Source organism: Roseovarius sp., assembly GCF_018066915.1.
Classification (GTDB): Bacteria; Pseudomonadota; Alphaproteobacteria; order Rhodobacterales; family Rhodobacteraceae; genus Roseovarius.
Genome location: NZ_JAGPVV010000344.1, coordinates 1 through 9,304, shown reverse-complemented (window position 1 = coordinate 9,304; position 9,304 = coordinate 1). Strand labels below are relative to the sequence as shown.

Genomic DNA, 9,304 nt, shown 5'->3' with positions numbered 1-9,304 from the left:
CCATGTCGGGGCAGAGGCATTGGCGCACGAATTCCATGTGGCGATAGACCGTGACCGCATTGGCGGTGGTGGTTGTGACCACGAAGTGATCCTCGGCCAGACGTGCGGCGGTGCCGTCGTCCATGGCGATGCCATCCTCGCGCAGCATGAGGCCATAGCGGGTGCGCCCCACGGGTAATTTGGCGAAGGCATTGCAATAGATCATGTTGAGGAAGGCGGCGGCATCCGTGCCCTGCACGTCGATCTTGCCCAAGGTGGTCACGTCGCAGATGCCCACCGAGCGGCGGGTTTGCAGCACCTCGCGGTCCACGCTCTGACGCCAGTGGGTTTCGCCCGGACGCGGGAACCATTGCGCGCGCAGCCACATGCCGACCTCGACAAACACGGCCCCCTGTTCCTCGGCCCAGAAATGGCTGGGGGTCTTGCGGGTGGGGCGGAAATCCTTGCCGCGTGCGCGCCCGGCAAAGGCGCCGATGGCGGTGGGGGTGTAGGGCGGGCGGAACATGGTTGTGCCCACCTCGGGGATGGATTTGCCCGCCACCTCGGCCATGATCGCGAGACCGGCGGTGTTCGAGGTCTTGCCCTGATCGGTGGCCATGCCAAGCGTCGTGTAACGCTTGAGATGCTCAACAGAGGTGAAGTTTTCCTGATGCGCCAGTTTGATATCCTTGGCGGTCACGTCGTTCTGTTGATCGACCCACGCCCGCTTGGCCCCCTGCACATGCCAGAAAGGGGTAAGGGCCAGCGGTGTATCCTCGGCCTGCGGCAGATCGGGGCGGGTGGCGGTGCGCCCCAAGTCAGTGGCGATCTGGCTGGCGATGTCGGCACCGGAGGTCAGGGCGGCATGGGTGGAGAAGAGACCATTGGCCGCCCCTGCCACCACCATCCCCTCGGGCAGGGTGCCGCCGGGAACAAAGGCGTGAATCTCTGCGTTCCATGTAGGACGGCCGCGCTGATGGCAGGTAAGGCTCACGTTCGGGTTCCAGCCCCCGGTGACGCCAAGTGCGCCGCAGGTTACGCTGCGGCGATTGCCGTGCGCGTCCGTCACCTCGATCCGTGTCAGGCCAAGGCGGCCTGAGGTGTTGGTGATCGTGCCGCCCGCGATGACCTCGTAGCCATTGCCCTTGGGGGCCTGCGCGCGCGTGTCGATCACGGCGGTGACGGTCACACCCTTGGCGTGCAAGTCCTGTGCTGTGCGGTGGCCGTCGTCGTTATTGGTGAAAACGGCGATTTCTTGCGCCGGGGTGGCGGCCCAGCGGTTGGCATAGGCGCGCAAGGAACCTGCCAGCATGATGCCGGGGCGGTCGTTGTTCTCGAACACGATGGGGCGTTCGGTGGCCCCGGCGGCGAGGATGGCGCGGCGGGAATAGATGCGCCAGAGGATCTGGCGCGGCTTGCCCTCGGGGGGGACGGGCAGGTGATCGCTGACCCGTTCAAGCGCGCCATAGATGCCGTGATCGAAGGCCCCGAGGATGGTGGTGCGGGTCATCAGGCGGACATTGGGCAAGGCAGCAAGCCGCTCTGCGGCCTCGGCGGCCCAGTCTGCGCCGGTCTGTTGGCCAAGGCCAAAGGTTTCGGTGTTGAGGCGGCCACCGGGCAGGGAATCTTCGTCCGCGAGGATCACATTGAGGCCGGATTCGCCCGCTGTGAGGGCGGCCGCGAGACCGGCGGGACCTGCGCCGATGATGAGCAGGTCGCAATGCAGATAGCCCTTGTCATAATTGTCGGGGTCCGCCTGCAGGCTGAGAGAGCCCAGACCGGCGGCGCGGCGGATCATCGGCTCGTAGAGTTTTTCCCAAAAGGCGGCGGGCCACATGAAGGTTTTGTAGTAGAACCCGGCGGCAAAGAAGCTCGACAGGCGGTCATTGATCGCGAGCGCATCAAAGGCAAGCGAGGGCCAGCGGTTCTGCGACTGCGCGGTGAGGCCGTCGAAAAGCTCGGCGGTGGTGGCGCGGGTGTTGGGCTCGCGCCGGGCGCCGTCGCGCAATTCGACAATGGCGTTGGGCTCTTCGGAGCCCGCCGACAGCGGGCCACGCGGGCGGTGGTATTTGAACGAGCGGCCCATCAGGCGCACGCCATTGGCCAGCAGCGCCGAGGCGAGGGTATCACCGGGATGGCCCATCATCCACTTGTCGTCAAAGCGGAAAGAGATGGTGCGGCTGCGGTCGATCAGACCGCCAGCGAGGCGATTGACTTGGGTCATTTGGAGCGTCCCTCGCGGCGGGCCACGTCGCGGGCCAGTTCCACATCGGTGATTTCATGGGTCAGGGTGTTGCGGGTCACGACCAGCCAGCTTCGGTCGCCCTGTTCGTGGAACCACAACTCGCGATGGGCGCCTGCGGGGTTGTCGCGCAGATAGCCGTAGTCGATGAAGCGCTCGAGCGCGTCGGGCGCGTCCGGGTCGGGGCGGTTGATGAGGGCGGCGTCGCCCTTGTAGACGAATTCGCTGGCGTCGCGGGGGCCAAGGAGGGGGTGGTTGATCAGCATGGCGCAGGCTCCCTCAATGCAGGTTGGGCTGGTTGCCCATGCCCTTTTCGTCGATCATCAGCCCTTTGGCGAAGCGATCGAAGCGATAGGCGGTGGCGGTGGGATGGGGTTTGTCGGTGGCAAGAAGGTGGGCATAGACAAAGCCCGAGGCCGGGGTTGCCTTGAACCCGCCATAGCACCAGCCGCCGTTGAAATAGAGCCCGTCAATATGGGTGCGGTCGATGATGGGCGAGCCGTCCATGCTCATGTCCATGATGCCGCCCCACATGCGCAGGAGCCGGGCGCGGCCAATCATCGGAAAGATCGCCATGCCGCCTTCGCAGACATCCTCGACCACGGGCAGGTTGCCGCGTTGGGCGTAGGAATTGTAGCCGTCGATATCGCCGCCAAAGACCAGCCCGCCCTTGTCGGACTGGCTGCAATAGAAATGGCCCGCGCCAAAGGTGATGACACCGGGCAGCACGGGTTTGAGACCCTCGGACACGAAGGCCTGCAAGACATGGCTCTCGATCGGCAGGCGCATGCCCGCATGCGACATGAGGCGCGAGGAAGATCCGGCAACGCAAGCGCCGACCTTCTTCGCACCGATGAAGCCGCGTGAGGTTTCAACGCCAAGGCATGTGCCGTTTTCGATGCGGAAACCAGTGACTTCGCAATTCTGGATGATGTCTACGCCGCGCTGGTCGGCGGCGCGGGCATAGCCCCAGGCGACCGCATCGTGGCGCACGGTGCCGCCGCGATGCTGGGCGAGACCACCCTTGATCGGGAAACGGGCGTCGTTGACGTTCAAGAACGGGTAGCGCGCGACGATTTGCGCGGTGCTGAGCAGGTCGGCATCGGCCCCGTTCAGCATCATGGCGTTGCCGCGCCGGATAAAGGCGTCGCGCTGTGCGTCGGTGTGGATCAGGTTCAGAATCCCGCGCTGGCTGACCATGGCGTTATAGTTCAGATCCTGCTCCAACCCTTCCCAGAGTTTGAGCGAGAATTCATAGAACGGCTCGTTTCCGTCGAGCAGATAGTTGGAGCGGATGATGGTGGTGTTGCGCCCGACGTTGCCGCCGCCGATCCAGCCCTTTTCCAGAACGGCGATGCGCGCCTGTTTGAATTCTTTGGCCAGATAATAGGCGGTGGCAAGACCGTGCCCGCCGCCGCCGACGATGACGTAATCATAGGACGCCTGCGGCGCAGCATCGCGCCATGCGGGGCCCCAGCCCCGGTGGCCGGTGAGGGCCTCCTTGATGACCTTGAATCCTGAATAGCGCATTGTATCCGACTCCTTTGCCCTAATTTCGTGGAAAATGGGCGGCTTTGGTATATCGAATTCGGTCAAAGCCGGTCACAAATCGGACTCTGTGACAAAATGATTGAGGCGGCAGCGGCTAGGGTTGGCAGCGGTCGCTGGGCTTGATCACCTCAAGGCGGAGCAGGGTGTTGCTCTGGGCGACAAAGCGGCGGGCGATACGTTCGGGGATCGCCTTGGCGCTCATTGCCGTGAGGGTGCCGCCGGGTGTCGAGAGGCACCCGCGCCTGCGCTCGACAATCATGCCGCGTGCCAGCAGGTTCGCGACGATGCGCCGGACGGTTTCGAGCGGTATCCCCAAGGTTTCGGAAATGCGACGCCGGGAGATTGCACTGGCATGTTCGCTGGGCAGGGGCGTGCGATCCTGAAGGCCTGGGTCGGTTCCTGTGCTGCGCACAAATTTCTGGACGGTGGAGAGGCCAATCAGCATGAACACCTGGTAGTCTTCGGCGCGCAGGCCGAAGTAGTGCTGAAGTTCGAGGTTCTGCATCAGGAGGAGGTTGGTCAGGTCATAGGCGACACGGCGTTCGATCTCTGCATAGCGGGGCAGATCAAGCTCCAGTCGGAGGCGTGGCGGGGTCTCTGCCTCTGGCATGGTTGGCATTCCGGTCGTGTGACATGGAAGCCAACTATGCGGGGCGGTGGGGCGCGCGCCTAGAGGCCGCCTCACTTGGTCGCGAAAATGTGTAGGACGGTGGGCAGGTGCCGTCAGAAGCTGTCTTCATGTACCTAGAAGCAAACGAAACACCAGATGCTTTGGTCGCGGAAAAGGCGCAGCAATAACCGCAACGCGAAAGGAAATCCTTGGGGGTAATCACACCGAACATTACCATAGCATGAGGTCAAATCCTCTGACGGCAGCCTCTATTCTAGTCGTGTCACGCAATCTGGACAGATGAATTCTGTTACAGCGCGCGTTTCTGGGGCCGCAAAGTGACCCGGAATGGGTCATGCGGGGTGTGCTGAGGGGCCTTGCCCGTGTTCAGATGTCGGATTACTCGGCGCGGATCGCCTCGAATTCGAGAATGATGCCGACCGCATCGCCCACGAAATCGGGCAGGGCATAGGTGCTGCCGAAATCGCTGCGCAGGAGCTCGGCGGTGGCGGAGATGCCCAGCGTTTCCTTGCCATGGCAACAGGGGTAATCGGCGCGCTTGTTCAGGGTCACGTCGAGGGTCACGGGCTGGGTGATGCCCCGGATTGTGAGATCACCGGTGACGGTGCCGGTGGTCTCGGAGGTGGGGGTGCTGCTGGTGGCGGTGAAGGTGATCGCGGGATGGGCGCCTGCATCGAGGAAATCGGCGGAGCGGACGTGTTCGTCACGCTTTTCATGGTCGGTATCGACGCTGGCGGTGCCGATGCGGGCGGTCACGTCGCCCAGTTCCTGCGTTTCGGGATCATAGACAAAGCTGCCTTCGATGTCGGAAAACCGGCCCAGAACCTTGGCATAGCCTGCGTGCATGATGGTGAAGGCCACGACCGCATGTTCGGGGTCGATCTGCCATGTGGCGGGTTCGGCCTGAGCGGGCGGGGTGAGGCCAAGGGCCAGCGTTGCGCCGAGGGCTGTCAGTCTGAAAGCGGTCATGCGATGTCTCCCGTGTCAGGCGGTGTTGGCGTGGATGGTCTGGTTTTGCAGGGCGGGGCGGCGATCCTCGGGGATGTCGAAAAGGCCGGTGGTCTGCGACCAGCGGCTGAGGCGGGGCAGGGTGGTGAGCACCGCCACCGGGATCGAGAGGGTGAGGGCAAGCAGCACCGGCGCGCCAAAGATCAGCGCCCAAGGGGCCTGCACCCAGAACCAGAGGCAAAGTGCGCCGCCCAGCAGGGTTTGCGGCCAGAGAACGCGCGCGGCCTCATGCCATTCAAGCCGCTCGCGCGAGCGTTGTTGCGCGCTCCAGCCGATGCGCTGGCCAAAGATCAGCCCGATGGCGAATTGCGTGAGCGCGACCGCCACCACGGGCGAGGTGAGCATCGAAAAGACGATCTCGACAAGGCCGCCCGAGAGCACGCGCGCCCGCCCGCCATAGGCCGCTGAGCGGCTGGGAGAGGCCAGCACCTGCGCCAGCCCCATGAGTTTGGGGCTGAGGCTAAGCGTCATCAGCACGGCAAAAAGGGTGAGGCCGGCGGCGGCGGGAATGGCGTTGATCTGGTCGATGGTGCCTGCGAGGGCGGCCCCAATCAGGATGAAGGCAATCCACGCGGGGGCGCTGATATACATGAGGATCGCCAGCACCAGCTGCAGGCGACTCACGGGTTTGAGGCCGGGCATGGACAGCAATTTGAAATACTGCATGTTGCCATTCATCCAGCGGAGTTCGCGGCGGATGAAATCCACAAGGCTGGGGGGATTTTCCTCATAGCTTTCGGATTCCTCGGCCAGCACGCGCACCTCGTATCCGGCGCGGCGCATCAAGACCGCCTCGACCTGATCATGGCTGAGGATCGCGCCCGAAAGCGGTCCGCGCCCGGCAAGCACCGGCAGCATGCAATGGTCACGGAACGGGGCGGTGCGGATCACGATGTTATGCCCCCAGTTGGGGCCGCAATCGCCCTGCCACCATGCCGAGCCGAGGGTGTAGGAGCGCATACCGTGGCGCATGCCGAATTGGAACGCGCGGGTGAAGAAGCTGCGGGCGGGCAGGCCGGTCACGAGGCTCTGCAACATGCCGATTTCAGGGCTGACCTGCATCACGCGGATCAGGCGAAAGACGGTATCCGCGCCCATTTCGCTATCAGCGTCGAGCGGCAGGAAAAGATCGCTTGCGCCCTGCGGACCATGCAGGAATTCCGCGATATTGCCGGCCTTGTAGCCGGTGTTGTCGGTGCGGCGGCGGTAGTGGATCGCGGCCATGGGGCGCGCGCTGCGCCATTGCGCGATGCGCGCCTCTTCCTTGAGGGCGACGCGGGCGTCATCGGTATCGCTGAGCACATGGTAGGAAAAGCGCCCGGCATAGGGGCTGAGGGCGATTTCCTCTTCCAGACGGCGCAGGCGGGCGATCGAGGCGTCCGGGTCTTCGTTGCGCAGCGGCATGACCACGGCGACGCGAGCCGTGATCGGCTCGTCGCCGCGGATGCGGGCAAGGGCCGGGGTGACATGGGCCGCAGCCTCGGTGCCATGGCGCAGGTCAAGAGCGAGGCCAAGGATGCTGTTCCAGAGGCCGATGGAAAGCCAAGGCAGGGTCAAAAGGAAGGCAGTCAGCATCGCGCCTTCGGCCCATGTGATCCCGAGTGGCAGAAAGAGCGCAAGCATCGCGGCAAAGAGCGCCGCGACGGTGACCACGTTGAGTGCCAGCACGACACGGCGGCGGGTGGCCAGTGTGGGCACGCGGCGCAGGTGCGGCGCAATCGGCGTCACGGCGGGGGAATTCGGGCGATTTGGGGTCAACTCTGTCACGATGGCTCTCTCGCGCTGATGCGTGGCACACAGTTATGGCGACACGGCGGCAGGTCCAATGAAAATATCGTGCGCGCGCGGGGTTTTGCCGATTTGATCCCGAGGCTTGACGCAATCGGGGCGCGTGTTAGGTCACGGCTGCTGTTCAAGGAAGGAAAGCCCCATGTTTGCCGTCGAAGTTCGCGATCACATCATGATTGCCCATTCCCTGCCCGATCCTGTCTTTGGCCCCGCGCAGGGGGTACATGGGGCGACATTCGTGGTCGATGCCGCGTTTTACACCGAGGATATTGATGCGCATGGGCTGGTGGTGGACATCGGCCTTGCCTCGGACGCTCTGGCGCGGGTGCTGGCCCCGTTGCGTTATGGCAATCTGGATGACAAGCCCGAGTTCAAGGGCAAGTTCACGACCACGGAATTCCTGTGTCATCACATCTGGACCGGGCTGCGCGACATTGCCCGCGCCGAGGGTCTGGGCGATGCGGGGCGGCTGCGCCGTATCCGCGTGATGCTGCACGAAAGCCATGTGGCGCGCGGCTGGTACGAGGCGGATATCTGAGATGGGGTTTGACCCCGAGTGGCTGACGCTGCGGGAACCGGCGGACGGGGCGGCGCGGGATGCGGCGCTCTTGCGCCGGGCTGTGGCGTTGGCCGGGCCGGGGGGCTGTGTGCTCGACCTTGGGTGCGGCACCGGATCGACGCTGCGGGCGTTTGAAGGGGCCGGGGCCACGGGCGCGCACTGGCGGCTTTTGGACAATGACGCGGACCTGCTTGCGCGGGCGGCGGTGCTGCATCCGCAGGCGGAGATTTGTGAGGGGGATCTGGCGGAGATCGACGCCCTGCCGCTCGACGGCGTGCGGCTGGTGACGGCCTCGGCGCTCTTTGATCTGGTGTCGCGGGGCTGGGTGGAGCGGTTGGCGGCGCGGTTGGCGGCGGAAGGCACCGCGATGTATGCCGCGCTGAGCTATGATGGCGTCATGTGCTGGTCGCCTCAGGATGCCGACGACGCCGCCGTGACGGCACGGTTCAACGCGCATCAGCGGGGCGACAAGGGGTTTGGGGCGGCTCTTGGCCCAGATGCGGCTGCGGTTGCCGCAGAGATTTTCGAGGGTTTGGGATATGAGGTGCATCTTGCCCCGAGCGCCTGGCGGCTGGGACCGGAGGCAGCCCCGATGCAGCGCCTCTTGCTGGCGGGGATTGCACAGGCGGCGGGCGAGGCGGGTTTTGCCGGGGCTGACGGCTGGCGGGCGCGGCGCGCGCGGGTTCTTGCCGAGGGGTGGGCCGAAATCGGCCATCTCGACCTTTTGGCCTTGCCGCTGGGAGATGGTCAGCGGGGATGACATTTTTCAAAACGCATCTATTTCTGTTATTGCAGGATAAGGCGAGCGGCATCGGGCCGCGATCAACCATGGCGAAAACCCGAGACGAGATCCAGAACGGAGACCCGGATGCAGAGTGCTGACGTCACACCCAAGGTCTGGGAGCATATTTTAGCTGCGCGCGCGGGGCGTGCGTGCCTGTGTTGCGGAGACTGGGCGTCGGGCGAGCGGGCGGCGATGGCGCTCTATGGCTCGATGCTGGCCGCACCGGGCACGCCGCAGGTTGTGGCGCAGATCGGGCAATCGCTGGATGGGCGGGTGGCCACGGTCACAGGCGATGCGGCGGATGTGTCCGGGCCGGACGGGTTGGCGCATTTGCACCGGATGCGGGCGCTGGTCGATGCGGTGATTGTGGGCGTCAAGACAGCACTCCATGACGATCCGCGCCTGACGGTGCGGCTGGTGCCGGGGCCAAATCCGGCGCGGGTGGTGATAGACCCCTCGGGGCGGTTGCCGAATGAAGCGCGGCTCTTTGCCGAGGATGGTGCGCGGCGGATCGTCATTCAGGAGGTGGACAAGCCCCGACCGGAGGGGGTCGAGATCATCCGCCTGCCGCGCAAGGACTGGATTTCGCCCCCGGCCATTGTGAGCGCGTTGCGCAAGGTGGGGTTGCATCATGTGATGGTCGAAGGCGGGGCCATCACCATCGCGCGCTTGATCGAGGCGGATTTGCTGGCGCGGCTGCATGTGGCGGTGGCGCCGCTCTTGATCGGGGCGGGGCCGCAGGGATTGACGACGCGGCCTGTG

Annotated in this window: 9 protein-coding genes; 3 read left to right on the top strand and 6 right to left on the bottom strand. The window is 64.8% G+C overall.

Annotated features, from left to right (window positions below; genetic code table 11):
* The 6 genes from KBT70_RS19115 to mdoH all read right to left on the bottom strand — a co-directional run.
* Positions 1–2,203 (bottom strand): 2Fe-2S iron-sulfur cluster-binding protein (locus KBT70_RS19115; protein WP_296637884.1); only part of this gene is annotated, 2,203 nt, incomplete at its 3' end.
* The gene (locus KBT70_RS19110; protein ID WP_296637882.1) at positions 2,200–2,487 is read right to left on the bottom strand and encodes a sarcosine oxidase subunit delta; all 288 of its coding nucleotides are present in this window, start codon (positions 2,485–2,487) and stop codon (positions 2,200–2,202) included. The genes KBT70_RS19115 and KBT70_RS19110, both read right to left, overlap by 4 nt.
* A 13-nt stretch (positions 2,488–2,500) precedes the next feature.
* Positions 2,501–3,751, bottom strand: a complete 1,251-nt coding sequence (locus tag KBT70_RS19105) for a sarcosine oxidase subunit beta family protein (protein WP_296637881.1) — start codon at positions 3,749–3,751, stop codon at positions 2,501–2,503.
* 115 nt (positions 3,752–3,866) lie between these two features.
* The gene (locus KBT70_RS19100; protein ID WP_296637878.1) at positions 3,867–4,382 is read right to left on the bottom strand and encodes a hypothetical protein; all 516 of its coding nucleotides are present in this window, start codon (positions 4,380–4,382) and stop codon (positions 3,867–3,869) included.
* A 399-nt stretch (positions 4,383–4,781) separates the two neighbouring features.
* Positions 4,782–5,372, bottom strand: a complete 591-nt coding sequence (locus tag KBT70_RS19095) for a YceI family protein (protein WP_296637876.1) — start codon at positions 5,370–5,372, stop codon at positions 4,782–4,784.
* A 15-nt stretch (positions 5,373–5,387) separates the two neighbouring features.
* Positions 5,388–7,178 carry a glucans biosynthesis glucosyltransferase MdoH gene (mdoH, locus tag KBT70_RS19090; protein WP_296637874.1) on the bottom strand — a complete coding sequence of 597 codons (1,791 nt, stop codon included), beginning with the start codon at positions 7,176–7,178 and terminating at the stop codon, positions 5,388–5,390.
* A 163-nt stretch (positions 7,179–7,341) separates the two neighbouring features.
* On the opposite strand from mdoH, the gene KBT70_RS19085 reads away from it, so the two are divergent.
* The 3 genes from KBT70_RS19085 to KBT70_RS19075 all read left to right on the top strand — a co-directional run.
* The gene (locus KBT70_RS19085; RefSeq protein ID WP_296637871.1) at positions 7,342–7,737 is read left to right on the top strand and encodes a 6-carboxytetrahydropterin synthase; all 396 of its coding nucleotides are present in this window, start codon (positions 7,342–7,344) and stop codon (positions 7,735–7,737) included.
* 1 nt (position 7,738) lies between these two features.
* Positions 7,739–8,518 carry a class I SAM-dependent methyltransferase gene (locus KBT70_RS19080; RefSeq protein WP_296637868.1) on the top strand — a complete coding sequence of 260 codons (780 nt, stop codon included), beginning with the start codon at positions 7,739–7,741 and terminating at the stop codon, positions 8,516–8,518.
* A gap of 108 nt (positions 8,519–8,626) precedes the next feature.
* A partial coding sequence (locus KBT70_RS19075) for a RibD family protein (protein ID WP_296637866.1) occupies positions 8,627–9,304 on the top strand: 678 nt, incomplete at its 3' end.

What these genes read in the sequence shown, in the direction of transcription:
- KBT70_RS19105 (WP_296637881.1), bottom strand. Translation starts at nt 3,751, where the DNA reads ATGCGCTATTCAGGATTCAAGGTCATCAAGGAGGCCCTCACCGGCCAC.
- KBT70_RS19085 (WP_296637871.1), top strand. Translation starts at nt 7,342, where the DNA reads ATGTTTGCCGTCGAAGTTCGCGATCACATCATGATTGCCCATTCCCTG.
- KBT70_RS19080 (WP_296637868.1), top strand. Translation starts at nt 7,739, where the DNA reads ATGGGGTTTGACCCCGAGTGGCTGACGCTGCGGGAACCGGCGGACGGG.
- KBT70_RS19095 (WP_296637876.1), bottom strand. Translation starts at nt 5,372, where the DNA reads ATGACCGCTTTCAGACTGACAGCCCTCGGCGCAACGCTGGCCCTTGGC.
- KBT70_RS19100 (WP_296637878.1), bottom strand. Translation starts at nt 4,382, where the DNA reads ATGCCAGAGGCAGAGACCCCGCCACGCCTCCGACTGGAGCTTGATCTG.
- KBT70_RS19110 (WP_296637882.1), bottom strand. Translation starts at nt 2,487, where the DNA reads ATGCTGATCAACCACCCCCTCCTTGGCCCCCGCGACGCCAGCGAATTC.